Below are 17,314 nucleotides of genomic sequence, written 5' to 3'. Positions count from 1 at the left end.
GAGGCTCCGGTTTTCCGGATTCCTCCGTTCATTTCAGAAATGCCTCATCGAAGCCGGCTATTCAACCGCGAACACTTGTCGCGCCCGGCCGCCGGCAAGGTCCGCCCACACCGAATGCAGCGCAAGGGCAGTTGCAACGGCAAAGGCATCGGCTTCGATGCGGGACTGTCCACGCACATACGGCGTTACCAATCCAGCCTTGCGGGGACATTACGCCGCCCCAAAAAGCGGTTCGCGCCCAGCCGGCAAAATTCGGCATGCGGCTCTTGGTGATCGGGCGCGGCACTGTTAATCTGGCGGCAACTTGAAACATGCCAAAGCGCCTGCTGCGTCCGTCACCGGTTCGCGCGGCGCCGGAAGGAACGACAGTGGAAGACCGCGACACCGGCGCAGGCGCGTCGGAGGTGGGCGCGTCCAGCGCTTCCCCAGGCCCATCGGGCCCGGGGACAGCCGGTTGGCAGCAACGCCGCCCGACGGAGCCGCGCTCCGCCGATGGCCAGGCGGGCGACGCGACCCATCACCAGAAGGGCAAGCCCAAGAAGCGGCGCAAGCGACGGCGCGGGCGCAAGGTTTTCGCGCGCGACGAGGCCCCCCAGGGCAATCGATCGCCAGGCAAGGCGACTGTCCCGGCTTTGGAGGCGAGGCAGCCGGCTGCGCCGGCGATCTCTCCCGTCGTTCCAGCGCCGCGCCCGGAGCAGGGCACGCGCCGACCGCCAGTGCACGAGCTTCCGGTGTTCGCCGCCCTCGACCTCGGTACCAACAATTGTCGGCTGCTGGTGGCGGTGCCGACGCGGCATGGCCAGTTCCGCGTCATCGACGCCTTCTCGCGCATCGTCAGGCTGGGCGAGGGGCTCACCGCCAATGGCCGGCTCGGCCAGCCAGCGATGGATCGCGCCGTCGAGGCGCTGAAGATCTGCGGCGACAAATTGCGCAGCCGCAAGATCAGGAAGGCCAGGCTGATCGCCACCGAAGCCTGCCGCTCGGCCGAAAACGGTGTCGAGTTCCTCGAACGCGTCGAGCGCGAGGCCGGCCTGAAGCTCGAGATCATCGACCGCCAGACCGAGGCACGGTTGGCTGTATCCGGCTGCGGCTCGCTGGTCGAGCGCGACACGCAAGGCGTCGTCCTGTTCGATATCGGTGGCGGCTCTTCCGAGATAGCACTGATCGATCTCACCGGCCGCCGTTCGCCGCGGCTTGCCAACCACATCGTCTCGTGGACGTCGCTGCCGGTCGGCGTCGTCTCCCTGGCCGAGCGCTTTGGCGGCCGCACGGTGACGCGCGACACCTTCGCAGCCATGGTCGACGACGTCGCCGGCCGGTTGGCGGCTTTCGATGGCCGTGATCGGCTGAGCCACCTCAAGGCCAGCCCGAATTTTCACCTGCTCGGCACCTCCGGCACGGTGACGACGCTCGCCGGCGTTCACCTCGATCTAGAGCGCTACGATCGCCGTCGGGTCGACGGGCTGTGGATGGATCGCGACAGCGTCGACCGCATGGTCGAGCGGCTGGTCGGCTGGGATTTCCAGCAGCGCTGCGCAAATCCGTGCATTGGTGCGGACCGCGCCGATCTGGTACTGGCCGGCTGTGCTATCCTCGAGGCGATCCGCGCTGTGTGGCCGTCGGAGCGGCTGCGCGTCGCTGACCGGGGCCTGCGCGAAGGCATATTGAGCGAGCTGATGGCCGATGACGGCGTCTGGCGCAACGATGGACGTGGCCGTCAATGACCAAGAAACCGGAAAACCCAGGCTCGGCCGGCATTCGCGTGCTGAAGACGCGGATCAAGAAGAAGAGCGGCTTGAAGGAATCGTCACGTCGCTGGCTGCAGCGGCATATCAACGATCCCTACGTCCAGCGCTCCAAGGCCGACGGCTACCGCTCGCGCGCCGCCTACAAGCTGATCGAGATCGACGACAAGCACCATCTGCTGAAACCCGGCATGAAGGTGATCGATCTCGGTGCCGCTCCCGGCGGTTGGTGCCAGGTCGCGGCGGCGCGCACGAAATCGACGGCGGAAAATCCGCATGTCGTCGGCATCGACTATCTGGAAATGGATGCCGTGCCAGGCGCGCCGGTGCTGTTGATGGATTTCCTGGACGCGGATGCGCCTCGCAAGCTGGCCGAGGCGCTGGGCGGGAACCCGGATGTCGTACTGTCCGACATGGCCGCGCCGACCACCGGCCACAAGCGGACCGACCATATACGTACCATGCACCTTTGCGAAGTCGCGGCCGATTTCGCGCTGTCCGTCCTGAAGCCGGGCGGACATTTCCTCGCCAAGACGTTTCAGGGCGGCGCCGAGAACGAACTGCTGTCCATGCTCAAGAAGAATTTCCGCTCCGTCCACCACGTCAAGCCCCCGGCCTCGCGGGATGAGTCGGTGGAGCTTTATCTGTTGGCGAAAGACTTCAAAGGGCGAGAATCGGTCGGAGAGTAGCGTTTTCCCTTCTCCCACTGCGGGAGAACCTGTCCTCATTCTCCCGGAGATCTTACCGGTTCCAGCGCCTTGGGCGTCGTCAGCCTTCCATGGCCGGAGACGGCGTTGCCGGCGTCGGGCGCCAGCCGCATGAACGAAAGCGATGCCGCAGCCGAGACCGCGGCCACGATGAAGAAGGCGATATGGAAGTCGGCGAGCCGCAGTGGCCCGCCATGGATCGAGGTCGACACTTCCAGAATGCCGCCGGCGAGCGCTACGCCGAGCGCGATCGACAGCTGCTGGAACACCGCCGTGATCGGCGTTGCCTTGCTGGTGTCCTCGGCCGACACCTCGGCATAGGAGAGCGCGTTGACGCCGGTGAAGAACATCGAGCGGATGAAGCCGCCGACCAGCAATATGGCCAGCATCAGTGCGTAAGGCGTCTCTGGCGTGAACAGGCCGTAGATAGCGATAGATGCAGCCGCGATTAGCGAGCCCCAGACCAGCACCCGACGGAAACCAACGAGCCGGAAGATCAGCGCGGTGATAAATTTCACGCCGATGGCGCCGATCGCCGAGACGAAGGTGATCATGCCGGACTGGAACGGCGTCAGCCCGAAACCGATCTGGAACATCAGCGGCAAAAGGAACGGTACCGCGCCGATACCGATGCGGAACAGACTGCCGCCAAGCACCGACGAGCGAAACACCTGGTTGCGGAACAGCTCGAGCGCCAGCAGCGGGTTTTTGGCGCGGCGCGCATGCATCAGGTAGAGCGCGCCCGAAATTAGCCCGGCGGCGATCGTGATCAAACCAGTCGCCGGCGGCAGATAGGGCAGGCTGACGACCGACAGGCCAAACACCACGCCCGACGCCGCCACGCCGCTCAGCACGAAGCCGATGAAATCGAGCGGCGGCGTCTCCATCGATTCGGTTTCCGGCAGGAAGCGGGTGGCCAGCCAGATGCCGATCAGGCCGATCGGCACATTGATCAGGAAAATCCAGTGCCAGGTGAAGTACGTGGTGATGAAGCCGCCGATCGGCGGGCCGACCAGCGGGCCGACCAGCGCGGGAACGGTCAGCCACGACATGGCGGCGACCAGGTCGCTCTTTGGGGTCGCGCGCACCAGCACCAGCCGTCCGACCGGCGTCATCATGGCGCCGCCGATACCTTGCAGGAAGCGCGATACCACGAAAGCCGGCAGCGAGCCGGAGAGCGCGCAGGCGACCGAACCGGCGATGAACACCGCGATCGCGGCGCGAAAGACGTTCTTGGCGCCAAAACGGTCAGCCATCCAGCCGCTGATCGGAATGAAGATGGCCAGCGACACCAGATAGGCGGTCAGCGCGAGTTTCAGCGCGATCGGGCTGGTCTGGATATCGACGGCGATCGCCGGCAGCGATGTCGCGATGACGGTCGAATCCATGTTTTCCATGAAAAGCGCGACCGCCAGGATGAGCGGAATAATGCGGTTCAACGAACGCGTCCGAATTGGTCAAAAAAATTGCATGACGACCGGGGGCGAGCCGACACAAAGGGGCGGTTATCACGCCTTAGGCCGGATGTCGCATTAATTTGCTGTCACGTTTGTGCGACCGCAACCCTTGGTGGCGGCGCTCAGGGCAACCCCAACACTTTGCGGTGACAAGCAATCATCGTCTTTTCAATCTCATCGCGACGTGTTACCAGCCAGCGCCAATCCTGAAAGGGAAGAAGAGAGTCGGCGCTGCCCATCCTGGTCCAGCGCTTTTCCGCATTCAAAGGACTGGCCATGGCAAAAATCATCGAAACGTCCACCGGCGCGCTGGCGCTGACCTTTGACGACGTGCTTTTGCAGCCGGGTCATTCCGAGGTCATGCCTGGCGAAACCGATGTCCGCACCCGCATCGCCGGCGACATCGACCTCAACGTGCCGATCCTCTCCGCCGCCATGGACACCGTCACCGAAGCGCGTCTTGCCATCGCCATGGCCCAGGCCGGCGGCATCGGCGTCATTCATCGCAATTTCTCGCCCGCCGAACAGGCCGAGCAGGTGCGGCAGGTGAAGAAATTCGAATCCGGCATGGTGGTCAACCCGGTCACGATCGGTCCCGACGCCACGCTCGCCGATGCGCTTGCGCTGATGCGCGGCAACGGTATTTCCGGCATTCCGGTGGTCGAGAATGGCGGCACCGGCGGCCACACGGTCGGTCGTCTGGTCGGCATCCTGACCAATCGCGACGTGCGCTTTGCCTCCGACCCGGCGCAAAAGGTCTATGAATTGATGACCCGTGAGAACCTGATCACGGTCAAGGAGAATGTCGACCAGGACGAGGCCAAGCGGCTTCTGCACCAGCACCGGATCGAGAAGCTTGTCGTCGTCGACAAGAAGGGCAATTGCGTCGGCCTGATCACCGTCAAGGATATCGAGAAGTCGCAGCTCAACCCGCACGCCACCAAGGATGCGCAGGGACGTCTGCGCGCGGCGGCAGCCACCAGCGTCGGCGACGACGGCTTCGAGCGCGCCGAGCGCCTGATCGATGCCGGTGTCGACCTTCTGGTCATCGACACCGCGCACGGCCACTCGCAGCGCGTTCTCGACGCGGTCACGCGCGCGAAAAAGCTTTCCAACTCGGTTCGCATCCTGGCCGGCAATGTCGCGACCGCCGAAGGCACGCAGGCGCTGATCGACGCCGGCGCCGACGCCGTCAAGGTCGGTATTGGCCCGGGCTCGATCTGCACCACCCGCATCGTTGCCGGCGTCGGCGTGCCGCAGCTCTCGGCCATCATGTCGGCGGTCGAGACGGCGCACAAATCGGGTGTGTCGGTGATTGCCGATGGCGGTATCAAATATTCCGGCGATCTCGCCAAGGCGCTCGCCGCCGGCGCCAGCGCCGCCATGATCGGCTCGCTGCTGGCCGGTACCGACGAGAGCCCGGGCGAGGTCTATCTGCACCAGGGCCGCTCCTTCAAGGCCTATCGCGGCATGGGCTCCGTCGGCGCCATGGCGCGCGGCTCGGCCGATCGCTACTTCCAGGCCGAGGTGCGCGACACCCTGAAACTGGTGCCGGAAGGCATTGAAGGCCAGGTCCCCTACAAAGGACCTGTGTCTGGCGTGCTGCACCAGCTTGCGGGCGGGTTAAAAGCCGCTATGGGTTATGTCGGTGGCCGCGACCTTGCCGACTTCCGTGAACGCGCCACCTTTGTGCGCATATCCAACGCCGGACTTCGTGAAAGCCACGCCCATGACGTCACGATTACCCGCGAAAGCCCGAATTATCCCGGTGGGCTCTAAGCTGAAGAAAAAGCTCTTTGATTTTAAATAGTTACGCTGACGCTGCCGACGCAGTCCGCCTGTGTCAGCGGATAGTCAGCATTTTGATTGAAAAGCGGCTGAAGTCGGAGGTACCGGCGCGCCATGGATGAAAAGCCGTTGACACATGCCGGCGGATTTTCAGAGTAAAGTGGGCTGCAAGGTCAGGCGGTAACCGTCCGGCAATTTAGGATGGTACGGGCCCGGCCCTTCCTGCTCGAGTCCGAACTCGTAGACATCAAAGCTCAACTCCTCCTTCAGCCACCTGGCCACGAATCCGCGGTGGCAGAAAACGCCGTCACGAGGGCGCTCCCAGCACAACAACGCTGCGGACCGACATGCCGCCAGATTCTCGATCTTTCGCACGATTGCGCGTGGATCGAGGGCGGCGAGCTGGGTGACATAGAGGTCCGCGTATTCATCGACGGTCGCAGTTCGAAACCATGGACCAGGTGCCAATTCACGGACGGCCGGCACGTCGTGATCAGCCCTCGGCGCCCGGCGGGCGATGCTGATCCTTGCGAATTGCGGCGCGAGCTTCGTGAAAAAGCTCGACGTTACGATCTTCATGGGCGCCTCACTGGTGCCCGGCCGCGTGGCAACCGGGCATCGCTCTCTCCGTATAGGGTACCATTGCGATTATTGCCGATCGCGCTTGATGTGCTCAGGGATTGGATCGCCTGGCATCTGACCCCGCCACAGCGCAACCACGATCTGGTTGGCTCTCTGCTTGCCGACGTGCGCCTCGAGGAATAGCGCGCCCGCGCACATCTGGGCGATCGCGACCCTCATCGCCTCGTCGCGGCCGCTGCAATTTTCGAGGTGGCCGAGTTCCGCCATCGCATCGAGGATGGCGACATGATCTTGTTCATGCATCGACCGTCTCCTTCACGTTCTCGGCTGCGCCGTCGGTAGGCACCGGCCTGCGCAGGGCAGGAGTTGCCGGGTGAGTGCCTTGGTCCCGTCCATCACGCTCCAGTAACACCGCTACGATCGGGTTGCGTGAAATTTTCGTAAGAATGATCGTAAGCCTCATAAGTTCTCTCTTATGTTCCTGAAATTACATTTTTTACCAAACAATAAAGTATAATATAATTTTTATTGAGATTCAATTAGCAAAAAATGGTTATTTTGGCGCCGGTATGTTTCAATAATACTTGATGTCATCGGATATGGAGACGCCGTGACGAAACTCGCCTATCAAGGCTGCAGCACCGGCAGCATCGGGGGAAAGTGTCTCGTGAACGTCGAAGAGATGATAAATCGACCCATCGCCGAATGGACACTTCCAGACCTAACAGCAATCAGCTCTGCCAGCATTCCGGAATCTCAAAAATTGGAGTTCAAAGCCGACTTTGCACTTGGCAGCCAGGAAAAGTGGCGCACCCGCCAGGAGCAAGTCTCATCCGGGAGCAGGGACGCCTTGGCCGAGGAACTCGTCGCCTTTGCGAACGCGTTCGGCGGCATGCTGCTGCTCGGCGTACGCGAAGAGAAGCAGGATGACGGCCGCAGAGCGTCCGCAGGGCTCGGCGATCCGATTCCACGTGTCGCCGAATGCGTCGATCGGCTGGAGAGCAGCCTGCGCGATGTCATCGATCCGCCGCTATCGATGCTGGAGGTCCACCCGATACCATCGGGAGACGACGGATCGGGATACATCGCGATCAAGGTGCCCCAGTCGCTTTCTGCTCCGCACGGCGTTGGGCGGCCGGCTAGGGCCTTTGTCAGGCGTGGCGCCTCTTGCGAGCCAATGACGATGCGCGATCTACAGCATGTCTTCTGGGAGGCGCGAACTGCCATCGACCGGGTAAACAACGTTTTCGATCGCCGTCATTTGCAGTTCGAGACCGCGGTCGTTCGCCGCCACGACGCCCCGTCTGTGCCGCCCCACGTGTTTTTTCGCATCACTATCGTGCCCACGCTGAGCTACCAGATCACGCGACTTCCCTTGGTCATAGGCGCAGCGCCGCCGCTCGGCTTCGATTTTCGTCCGACCCCATTTCTGACGCATCAACCTTCGATGTTGACCCTTTCGGCTCCGAACTGGCGACCGAGGGCAGGCGGCATGAGTGCGACCCATGAGGACGGGCGCGGAACAAGCCGCGAACTGACGATCTGGACCGACGGCACGTTGGAGTTGACGGGCATCCATATGTCGAGCGGCGATGGCAAATTGCATTTCCCTGGGTGGTATGCTGTCGGTGGGGTGTGGCTGCTGTTCAATTCCATGCGTTTGCGCCGACATCTCGGCCGCATTGAGGTTCCGCTCACAATGGAGGCTGATCTGCGTGCGTCGAAAGACGGTCAGGTCGTCTTCAGCGACACAGGGCAGTCTTTTGACGGCGACAGCGCGCCCGCACCAAGAATTCCGGTCTTGACGGATCGGCTTCAACTTGGACGGGACGCCGAGTTCGATGAAGTCGCCCAACTGTTCGCCGAGCAGATCGGTTGGGCTTGTGGACTCAGGTGCGACTTTTCGGCCTTAAGGCTCGGGCCTAACATTGCAGTTTAACCGATGGCTGTGCCACCATATATCTAGCGGTGCGTCCCGAATCGGCACCGCGTGCTCCACGCGAGTGAACGCAAGACATAGACGGCTGCCTCGCGCCTGACGTTGGTCGTTGCGGACTATTATCCAGGTTTTTAAAAGCAGACGTTACAAGTCCTTCGAATTGGCCAAGAGTGTGAATTAGGACTTTCACCTGAACCGACAGAGGTGCACGCCTCCTAGATTTTTTGCACTTCGTCATCTACGAAGCTAACTGGTGACTGAGGGCCGAGTATATATGATCCGTAAGGTGCTCATATAAAGAGCCTTTCGGCAGGCGCGGAAATGTTGGGGGACGGTCGTAGATGTTGATGCTGCACATATCTGACATTCACTTCAAGGCGCCGGACTGTCTTGATCCCTGGATGGATCCTGACGCGTCTATTCGAACGCGCATGATGCGTGATCTCGGGGAGCAGGTGAGAAAACTCGGCGAGGTCGGTGCAATTCTCATTGGCGGTGACGTGGCCTTCAAGGGAGCATCCGAAGAATACGACACGGCACGAGGTTGGATCCAGCAGCTGTCACAAATCTCTGGATGCCCGAAGGAGCGCGTCTTCGTTGTGCCTGGTAATCATGACGTTGACCGTGGCATGATCAAGAAGGCCGTGGCTATTCAGAACGTGCAGCACGCGATCGCATCGGCTCCGGCCGGGAGACGGGAGTGGAAATTGTCCCAGCAGCTTAGGGACAAACTCAGCGGCCAGAACCTCTTTGAGCCCCACGCCGCCTATAACGAGTTTGCGGCACCTTTCAATTGCCAGATCTGGCCGGACAAGCCATTCTGGCATCAGGATGTTCCGCTTGGCGGCGGAGTCAATCTCCGCCTCTACGGGCTGACTTCCACGCTCCTGTCTGGTCAGGAGGGCGAAGACGATAAGGCCGGCGACCTCTATCTGAGTCCCTTACAGACGGTCCTCAACCCGGTGCCGAATACAATCAACCTTGTGCTCGTCCATCATCCAATCGATTGGCTGTTTGACGGAGACGCCGTCGACGATGCTTTGACCTCTCGTGCAATCCTACACCTCTTCGGCCATAAACACAGACAGCGTGCCGTTATGGAGGCGAACTACGTCCGCCTCGGGGCAGGCGCGGTAAACCCTTCGCGGCACGTGAAGCCGTACGATCCGGGCTATAACCTAATTCGTCTCGAAGTGGAGGGAAATGGTCGCGATCGGCGGGTGAAGGTTGAAGTGCACCAGCGACGCTTGCAGGAGAACCCCGAAATGTTCGTCCCAATCTTCGCGGGTCAGGGCAAGACAGTATTTGAATCAGTTATCCAACTGCCGGAGGAGGCGGAAATTCCCCGTCCGGACGTGATCAAGCCGCCCGCGGCATCCGCGGCCGGCCAAGCGGACAAAGCAGGCGAGGAGATCGCTGCTCAAGATGCGGAGGCGGCCTTGGGTGATGAGGATAAGCGAGACCTGCTGTACCGGTTCTGGAGCCTGAAGAGCGGCCAGCGCCGTGACATCGTGAATGAGCTTGGCCTGCTAGAAGAAGGCGAGATGAAATTGCCCGAGCCAGAAAGGTACGGACGTGCCCTGATCCGAGCTGGACAACGAAAACTATTGGATAAGGTTGCGGCCGCGGTCGCCAAGTTGGAGAACTGAGGATGGCTAAGGCGCCCGACATGAGCCCGGATTTCGCCCGCTGGTACGCCGACGCATTCATGGATGAAGGCGCGACGCGCGAGGCGCGTTGGAAGGGGGTGACGAACATTGCCGCGAAAGGTGGGTTCATGGAAGCCGAAGTGCTTGCACGACTTGCATTCCAGACCACGGTTCCAGCGGCGGGGCGGAAGAGCGAGGATCTGGGTGACACGTACAAGACTGTCGTCACCACCCTTATAGGCGGCTCATCGCTCGACCAAGTGCAGTCTGCTCGTGAGCTCCAGATCCTTGCAGCAGCAGCGTTGACGAGGCTCTTCCAAAGGCTTCCGGATGCCGCCTTGGCTGTGACAACAACCTCATTCAGCGGAATGCGCAAGCTAGATCTTCCAATGGATCTAGTTGGACTCGCCGAAAACGCCATCGTCTCCTTCTCGCAGCGAAAGCATGAGCGGGTCGGTGGTGACAAGCTGAAGTTGACCGATCCGGTCATCGCATTTGAGGTCGCCCCGGAGGCCATCACCACTATGGACGGCAATCAGTGGAAGGCGCAGTTTGACAAGCTCCACGAAACAGCAACAGCAGCGATCGAACTGGTCGTCGAAGAACAGAACCGCATCAATGCTCTCCTGCACCGCCGCCTCATGCTCGACGAAGAGGAGCTTCAGATGCTCTGGTGGCTGGTCGGAGGGAATAGCCGGCTTTTGGAGCAGCCCTTTCCTAAGCTTGACCCGTTGGTCCGGCCCTTGGCGCTAGCGCAAGAGTTGGCCAGCATGACGAGCGTGTCACCAGGACCGACCTCGATCCGGGCGATGCTGTCGCGCGCCGGTGTCGGCATCGACAAGTTGGCACTACGAGACGCAGTCAACGCGGCAAACGCCGACTGGGCTAAAAGCGCGTCGAGCTCGAAGCGGATTTCGCCCGCCACTACCCCAATCCATTTCGCCTTGGAACAGCGGTCCGAATTGGGATCGACGGAAACCTGGCAAGCCAGCTGGACGAGTTTGACGGGCCTCTCTGCTGACGTGTCGCTGCCAGGCGCCAAGCTGGCCGAACTATTCTACCGCGAGTTCCTCTTCCTCCACGTTGGCGAATAAATCAATGATACCGCAGCCGCGGAACTGTACGAACGACGACTGTCATCTCGCGACCGAAGGGAAATGCGTTGAGGGATACCAGCTGGACGAATGTCCCCATGTGACGCGAATCGCCGTTGAGGATCTAGAACAGAGTACTGAATTCAAGGTAATCGCCGAGCCGGCTCGCGTGATGACGCTGGCGTTAGGCGAGCCTTTGAGCCGCGCGGAGGCGTCAATTCTCCAGAAACGTCGGATATCGCGAGCTGTAGGCATCGTGGCTCCGAATGACGCGGGCAAGACTAGTCTTCTGGCCAGCGTATACGACCTTCTGCAGGAGGGCCCGGTAGCTGGCGTGGGCTTCGCGGGGTCGTCGACGTTAATAGGCTTCGAAAAGGTCTGCCACGACGCACGCGCAGCCTCAAGACGAGATGTGCCGCACATGGAGCGCACTAGTGTCGGAGCCGAGGCGACCTTCTTCCACCTTGATCTCCGTCCCGTTGGCCAGGAGATCGTCTCGCTCTTCATCAGCGACAGGTCAGGTGAAGACTATCTGACCGCGACCGATGAACTGGCGCGGGCCGACGAGTTTTTCGAGCTGCGTCGGGCCGATGTCGTCACACTGCTTGTCAATGGCGAACATCTTGCGTCGTCGCAACACCGTCACGAGGTGAAGGCAATCACACCGCAAATCGTTGACGCTTTGGTGGAAGCAGGTGCTCTGCGTCAAGGCAGTCGCCTTGCTGTCGTTTTGACCAAACAGGACGCGGTATTGGCATCTCCGCATGCCGATCGCGTCGGTCGAGATTTCAACGGGTTAGTCGACGGGATCGCACAACGTCATCGAGATTATCTCGATGACGTTGTGCGATTTGTGGTCGCCGCATCGCCAGCTGATACGGAACAGGTGAAGCGGGGCCACGGCGTAGACGAACTGCTGCTTTTCTGGCTGCGGTCCGCATCGCCGCCGCCATCTATCTCCCCTGTCAGCGCGCCGCACAACCAGCGAATGATTGATTTGTTCGAAAGTAAGGACGGTACCTCATGATTGAGGGCGATCTCGATATTTCGATCATTGGCCTCCCAGAATCGGGCAAAACAACACTTCTTGCGGCGATTTGGCATGTGGTGCGCGAAGGCGGGTCGGCTACGGTGCTTAAGTTTCAAGGGCTCAGTCGAGGGAACTACGAGCATTTGAACACTCTCGCGGTGAACTGGCGTAGAGGCAAGAAACCGCAGCGTACCCAGACCAGTGGGATGAAGCTTGTGAGCATGCGGCTCAAGGACGTCCACGAACGGACGGTGAGCGTGTCGTTTCCTGATATCCCAGGCGAGGATTTCAGCCGCATGTGGGAGAAGCGTGAATTCGACGAAGAAACGCTTAAGACTCTGAAGACAACGGCAGTCGTTCTAGTCGTCAACGGCGACACGATCAGATTCCCGGCTTGGATCGTCGACCAAATGGCTATTGTTAAGGGTGCTGGCCTCCCAGTTGAAGAGGCCGGCGTGGTCGACTGGCGGGCCGAGCTGGCCCCCACACAAGTGAAGGTTGTCGAGCTCCTCCAGTTCCTTATGTCGGGGGAACTGAACATCGGGCCACGTCGGCTTGCTGTCTTGATCACGGCTTGGGATCAGGTTGAGGGTGACGGGATGAACCCAGCGGAAATACTCGCCGTCAAACTGCCGTTTCTGGACCAGTATCTGCGCAACGCGCGAGATCCTTGGACCTGGCGTGTCTGGGGCATCAGTGCACAGGGTGGCGTCTATGAAGATCAGGAGAAGGACGAGTACCTTCTAGAGACTGAGGCGCTGCGCGACTTGGATCGACCTTCCGACCGTATCAAAGTCGTGGACGGCGAGATCGTACGATCGGACATAACTTTGCCGTTGGAATGGCTGATTGAATGATGGTGGCGACGGTCCATCAAACCCTGCACGGCTACAGTGACGGTCACCGTCTCATCTCAGGTTCGCTGCCTATCTTGGGCCTGCACGCCAGGACGATGGTGGTGATGAGCGACTTGTCGGGCCCGGGCATTAGGCCGGAACCGATGGGATATTTGACCGGATATCCTCTCGAAGGCGAGGGGAAGTACGTATTAGCGCGGACTTGGGCGGCGCCGGAAATGCCGCGGCCAGGCTGTGTATGGACCCATTCCCTCATAATCGACAATGCGGATCTCGCTACGCTCTCATCGGCGGAAGGACTGTTTTTGGCTTTCCGTCGGCCGAGTGGCCCTCCGTCACGAAGCGAGTATGCCGAGCCGATCACCATTCTAGATTCGCCCGTTAGAGCCGTCCCCTTTCGCGATAGTCGCACGCCGGGAATAGTTGAGGCACTTTACACCAAACCAGACAAGATCGTCCTTGCCGACACCGTGTTCGCAGATGACGATGAGCGATTAGTGGTGGCGATCTGGATGCAGCAATGGCCGAGGCTGCGCCGCTCGTTTGGCTTCTGCACTCTTTCAGGCATGGATAGATCCGTGAAAGGAGTGACGCTCGATCTTCAGCTGGTGCGGTCGTCGGATCGCCAACATCGCATGAAATTTCCCGACTCTGTCACGCCGTCGGTTACCTTGAGCGAACTGGCGTTGAAGACTTTGATCGACGACATTGAAGGAATCGACACGACGCAGATACGTGAATTCCTCCGTCGGAGTGGCGGTGACGTCGACGGCGGGAGACGAGCGATGCTCCCGCTTTGCCGACTGCATTCGTCCTTGTTCGCAGGCGGCGAGCCAGATCTAGCAGCCGGCATCCAGGCGCTTGCCGACCTTGATGCGCTTGGACCTAAACAAGCGCGGTCTGTTCGGTCCTTGATTGCACGCGCAGCTGTAGAAAACGTCGATAGGCTCGATGAAGCCGTCTTCGATTTTGTAATAGACACGCTCGAGCAGGGCGTGCGGCCGAACGAGAAGCCGATCCCACCCGGGAGGATAGGTTTCGCACTATGGAGACGGTCTCCTAAGCGTTTCTTCGAGTCCGTGGACGCCGGCGGGATTGTCGGCGATGCTGCCAGAAAGGCGTTGGCATCCATCCCGTCCGCCGATCTTGTAGAAGGATTGGAAAGCGCTGCAACGCTTGCGTCCCGCGTGGTGGAGGTGAGGCCAGAACTTCTAGAAAGGTCGGATTTTTGGGCGATTTCGGATGTTGATGAAGGACTCGCGACCGCTGTGAATGCGAAGGTTGCCGGGAAGGTGGCGGCGGCCCTTTTAAATACAGGTCGCTCCGGACCGGCTCGGCAGCTCGTCGAACAGGCGAGTGCCGAAGATCTTGCATCTGCGCTCAATGTCTCGGCAGGCGGCCCAGCCTTCAACGAATGGGTGCGGGCGCTAGTTAGCAATCCTGACAAGGCCGCTGCGGTACTAGCGTCAGGGCGGATATCGCAGCGGTTGATTATTGTCGGAATCGCAAATGCCGGGGGTGTGGACGATGTCCCGAACGACTACGGCGAGGACCCGTGGCTCATCGCAGCGCGCAGCGCACGAGGGGCGCTTTCTGACCACGACGAGACCTTCTTCGCGGCCTTTCTTATGACGCGCGCCCTCGGATTTCGATCCCGCTCTCAGGCCGACCTGATCCGTCTATCGTACACAACGCTATATCGGGCGTTTGAACATGGCCGTTTGGACGGCGACTTAGCTCGCTTGGCGAGTTCGCGTTTAAGTTGGGGAATCTGGTCAAGCTGGGATAACTGCTCGCGCTTGCAGGAGACGGTGGTGGCACGGTTCATTGACCGCAATCTCGATCCTGAGACGTTCGGGCGCCTGACTGACGACGTTGTGTTATCAATTTCCTTGATTGATGAGGCGGCTAGGACAGCGCGAGGACGTCGATACCTCAATGAAGTTCGCAAGTCCTTAGCGGACGCGCAGGAAAAGGCAATCAGGGCACGTGCCGACTATATCGCCAGCAAAATAAAGTAATGGATCGCGCATTGTGGGCGCCGGTTAAGGCGCAGAAAAGCGTGGGTTGGCGCGAGCGCTGTTGCGATTGATGCTGGTCGATGACCTTGGAAGCGTGCCGTCGAACGCTCCCTCTGCCTTGGTGTTGATGAACCTAGCAAAGTTGACTGGTTCCGAGATCTGTCAGCATTCGGTGTGGTGCACGATCGTGACATTTCGGATAGTTCTTCTCGGCCTCTACGCCGCTTTCAGAGTTGCTCTGCTTTCGCGGTGTACCTCAGCCTTTTTAAGGGCATCTCGCTTTTCGCGAGCCTCTGCGATCGCCAGCATCTGCTCGATTTCTTCGTCGCTGTACCCCGAAAGGTCGTGCTTTTTCTGGACCTCCATCGGGCCTCCACCAGGGCCGGTTTGCTCGATGCGGCGCACATAGCCGCGATCCTTGCCTTTCAGCTCCAGGTACCAGCGAACGGTCTGCATATCGCCGGCACGGATCGCCTGGATGACCTTGGCCTCCGCAATATCCTTAAGGACTTCCTCGACCTCGTCTGCGAATGCCTGCAGGGCAGGATGCCTGTTCAGGAACGAATGCAGGGTGGACCGATGCACGTTCAGCTTTTGGGCGGCGATCGTGCGGATACCGCCGGCCTGCTCGATGGCTTCCTTTGCTCTCGCGATTGTTAACTTGGGCCGCCGGCCTCTCTTCGCCATCACATCCTCCGATTTCGCGACATTTCGCGACACTCACGCGCGCGCGACTAACAAAATTCGCGCTGTTTGCTGACATAGCGCTGATACCGCAAAGGAGTCGCAATAAAAGCTATTGATAATAGCGGTTTATGCACTGATCGCGTGAAATTATGGGTTATCCGGGAGCAGAAGTTCTGGACTACGAAGCCGCGCAATTCTCGGCTGGTGACCGCAAGTGAAAACCGTTCTCGGCCTGGAACGGTTTCCCTCTGCTAAGCGTCCACCACGTTGAGATGATGCCAGCGAGATTTGGCGGGTCGAAAACCCGCTCGATCATATCAGTTCCAGCCAGGGACAGGGGCAGGACGCGCGCGGAGGCCTTAGCCGGTGTGAGTTGAGGGCCGGGGGCGGAATAAGCCGCTGTGCGACCCTGCTGACATTTGCGGAGGTGTCTCAAAGCCGACCTTGCGGTCGGGTCCCGGCGCGGAGGCGGCCTGGCGGATCGCTCGCTACCGCGCTGCTTTGAAAAGCGGGCTCGCGATCCGCCTACCGACGGAGCGTCAATAGCCTTGAATTGCCTTCGCATACGACTGTTTCGAAAAACCGATCCCGGGAGGCTTTAGTCTCTCGCTTGCTGGCGACTTTGTGGAAGGCACCGGCGCCGCTTCAGCGCGGGCGCTAACGGCGTTGATTAAAGAGCCGATATGAGGCGTATTGCCGCGTAGCAGCTTTGGGCCGAAGAACGAACCCGCTGCGCGGGAGGGCGCCTGCGGTTGAGTTAGAGAGCAAGGACCGGTCGTCGCGCCCGCGTTGAGCAGGGTTCGGCAGGGGCAGAGCATCACGGGCTTCTTCAACAAGGAGCCTGACCATGCCTCATCCTGTTCTCGATGCACCCATCAGCCCGTTGCGGCAGCGGCTGATCGACGACATGAACATGCGGCGTTTCTCACGGGAGACGCAGCGCAACTATCTCCGCGACATCGGACGCCTCGCGACATTCCTCGGGCGTTCACCAGACACGGCGACCACCGACGACCTGCGGCAGTTCCAGATCGAGCAGCAGGACGCCGGTTTGCCCGTGCCGACGATGAACAGCATCGTGTCGGCGCTGCGTTTCTTCTTCACGCATACGGTCGATCGTCCCGATCTGGCGCGCAAGCTCGTCCGCCTGTCGCACCCGCGCAAGCTGCCGGTGGTGCTCAGCCGCGACGAGGTCGCCCGGCTGCTCAACGCCACCACCTGCCTCAAGCACCAGGCCGCGCTGTCGGTTGCTTATGGCGCGGGCCTGCGCGTGGCGGAGGTGTCGATGTTGAAGGTCGCCGACGTCGACAGCGAGCGGATGCTGCTACGTGTCGAGCGCGGCAAGGGCGGGCGATACCGGAACGCCATGCTGTCGCAAGACCTGCTCTTGTTGCTGCGCCAGTGGTGGAAGGTCGGACGCCAGCAGGGGGTGATGCATCGCGACGGCTGGCTGTTTCCGGGACAGCATGCGATGAAGCCCATCAGCACCCGCCAGCTCTATCGCGTGGTCGTCGAGGCAGCGCAGGCGGCCGACATCGCCAAGCGGGTCGGGCCACACACGCTGCGTCACAGCTTCGCCACCCACCTGCTGGAGGACGGCACCGACATCCGGATCATCCAGGTCCTGCTCGGGCACGCCAAACTAAATAGCACCGCCTTCTACACCAAGGTTGCAACCCGCACCGTGCGCACCGTCACGAGCCCGCTCGACAAGCTTGGCCTGTTCAAGCCGGGAGAGATCTCGCCCGACGGCTGAGC

At 60.7% G+C, this 17,314-nt stretch carries 15 protein-coding genes; 10 read left to right on the top strand and 5 right to left on the bottom strand.

Annotated features, from left to right (window positions below; all coding sequences use genetic code 11):
• Positions 1 to 368: 368 nt before the first annotated feature.
• On the top strand, positions 369 to 1,724 hold the full coding sequence (locus tag EB233_RS22005) for a Ppx/GppA phosphatase family protein (RefSeq protein WP_064992334.1): 1,356 nt from the start codon (positions 369 to 371) through the stop codon (positions 1,722 to 1,724).
• Complete coding sequence (locus EB233_RS22000; RefSeq protein ID WP_027051479.1) at positions 1,721 to 2,434, top strand: RlmE family RNA methyltransferase; 714 nt, start codon at positions 1,721 to 1,723, stop codon at positions 2,432 to 2,434. The genes EB233_RS22005 and EB233_RS22000 overlap by 4 nt, the downstream gene beginning before the upstream one ends.
• 35 nt (positions 2,435 to 2,469) lie before the next feature.
• Here EB233_RS22000 and EB233_RS21995 read toward each other — a convergent pair whose 3' ends face one another.
• Entirely contained in the window at positions 2,470 to 3,891 is a 1,422-nt protein-coding gene (locus EB233_RS21995; protein WP_064992282.1) for an MFS transporter, read from the bottom strand.
• Positions 3,892 to 4,031: 140 nt separating this feature from the next.
• Positions 4,032 to 4,199, bottom strand: coding sequence for a hypothetical protein (locus tag EB233_RS21990; RefSeq protein ID WP_154674513.1), 168 nt, complete (start codon positions 4,197 to 4,199; stop codon positions 4,032 to 4,034).
• On the opposite strand from EB233_RS21990, the gene guaB reads away from it, so the two are divergent.
• Entirely contained in the window at positions 4,186 to 5,688 is a 1,503-nt protein-coding gene (gene guaB, locus EB233_RS21985; protein ID WP_064992283.1) for an IMP dehydrogenase, read from the top strand. The two genes, EB233_RS21990 and guaB, sit on opposite strands and share 14 nt — an antisense overlap.
• A gap of 159 nt (positions 5,689 to 5,847) precedes the next feature.
• On the opposite strand, the gene EB233_RS21980 is transcribed toward guaB, so the two are convergent.
• Entirely contained in the window at positions 5,848 to 6,276 is a 429-nt protein-coding gene (locus EB233_RS21980) for a hypothetical protein (RefSeq protein WP_064992284.1), read from the bottom strand.
• A 69-nt stretch (positions 6,277 to 6,345) separates the two neighbouring features.
• Positions 6,346 to 6,582 (bottom strand): hypothetical protein, encoded by a 237-nt coding sequence (locus tag EB233_RS21975; protein ID WP_155765458.1) that lies wholly within the window; start codon positions 6,580 to 6,582, stop codon positions 6,346 to 6,348.
• Positions 6,583 to 6,889: 307 nt separating this feature from the next.
• On the opposite strand from EB233_RS21975, the gene EB233_RS21970 reads away from it, so the two are divergent.
• From EB233_RS21970 to EB233_RS21945, 6 genes are all read left to right on the top strand, one after another.
• Positions 6,890 to 8,218, top strand: a complete 1,329-nt coding sequence (locus EB233_RS21970) for an AlbA family DNA-binding domain-containing protein (protein ID WP_081294363.1) — start codon at positions 6,890 to 6,892, stop codon at positions 8,216 to 8,218.
• Between the two features lie 341 nt (positions 8,219 to 8,559).
• Positions 8,560 to 9,867, top strand: coding sequence for a metallophosphoesterase (locus EB233_RS21965; protein WP_064992287.1), 1,308 nt, complete (start codon positions 8,560 to 8,562; stop codon positions 9,865 to 9,867).
• 2 nt (positions 9,868 to 9,869) lie between these two features.
• Positions 9,870 to 10,961, top strand: a complete 1,092-nt coding sequence (locus EB233_RS21960) for a GTPase-associated system all-helical protein GASH (RefSeq protein ID WP_064992288.1) — start codon at positions 9,870 to 9,872, stop codon at positions 10,959 to 10,961.
• Between the two features lie 4 nt (positions 10,962 to 10,965).
• Entirely contained in the window at positions 10,966 to 11,988 is a 1,023-nt protein-coding gene (locus EB233_RS21955; RefSeq protein ID WP_064992289.1) for a TRAFAC clade GTPase domain-containing protein, read from the top strand.
• Positions 11,985 to 12,848: a TRAFAC clade GTPase domain-containing protein gene (locus tag EB233_RS21950; RefSeq protein ID WP_064992290.1), complete on the top strand. Its 864-nt coding sequence runs from the start codon at positions 11,985 to 11,987 to the stop codon at positions 12,846 to 12,848. The genes EB233_RS21955 and EB233_RS21950 overlap by 4 nt, the downstream gene beginning before the upstream one ends.
• The gene (locus tag EB233_RS21945) at positions 12,845 to 14,869 is read left to right on the top strand and encodes a GAP1-N1 domain-containing protein (protein WP_064992291.1); all 2,025 of its coding nucleotides are present in this window, start codon (positions 12,845 to 12,847) and stop codon (positions 14,867 to 14,869) included. Before EB233_RS21950 ends, EB233_RS21945 begins: the two co-directional genes overlap by 4 nt.
• 216 nt (positions 14,870 to 15,085) lie before the next feature.
• Here EB233_RS21945 and EB233_RS21940 read toward each other — a convergent pair whose 3' ends face one another.
• The gene (locus EB233_RS21940; RefSeq protein WP_064992292.1) at positions 15,086 to 15,556 is read right to left on the bottom strand and encodes a hypothetical protein; all 471 of its coding nucleotides are present in this window, start codon (positions 15,554 to 15,556) and stop codon (positions 15,086 to 15,088) included.
• Between the two features lie 847 nt (positions 15,557 to 16,403).
• Here EB233_RS21940 and EB233_RS21935 point away from each other — a divergent pair.
• The gene (locus EB233_RS21935) at positions 16,404 to 17,312 is read left to right on the top strand and encodes a tyrosine-type recombinase/integrase (protein WP_064992293.1); all 909 of its coding nucleotides are present in this window, start codon (positions 16,404 to 16,406) and stop codon (positions 17,310 to 17,312) included.
• Positions 17,313 to 17,314: the final 2 nt, after the last annotated feature.

The organism is Mesorhizobium erdmanii, assembly GCF_013170725.1.
Lineage (GTDB): Bacteria > Pseudomonadota > Alphaproteobacteria > Rhizobiales > Rhizobiaceae > Mesorhizobium > Mesorhizobium erdmanii.
This window is presented reverse-complemented; position numbering and strand designations above follow the sequence as displayed.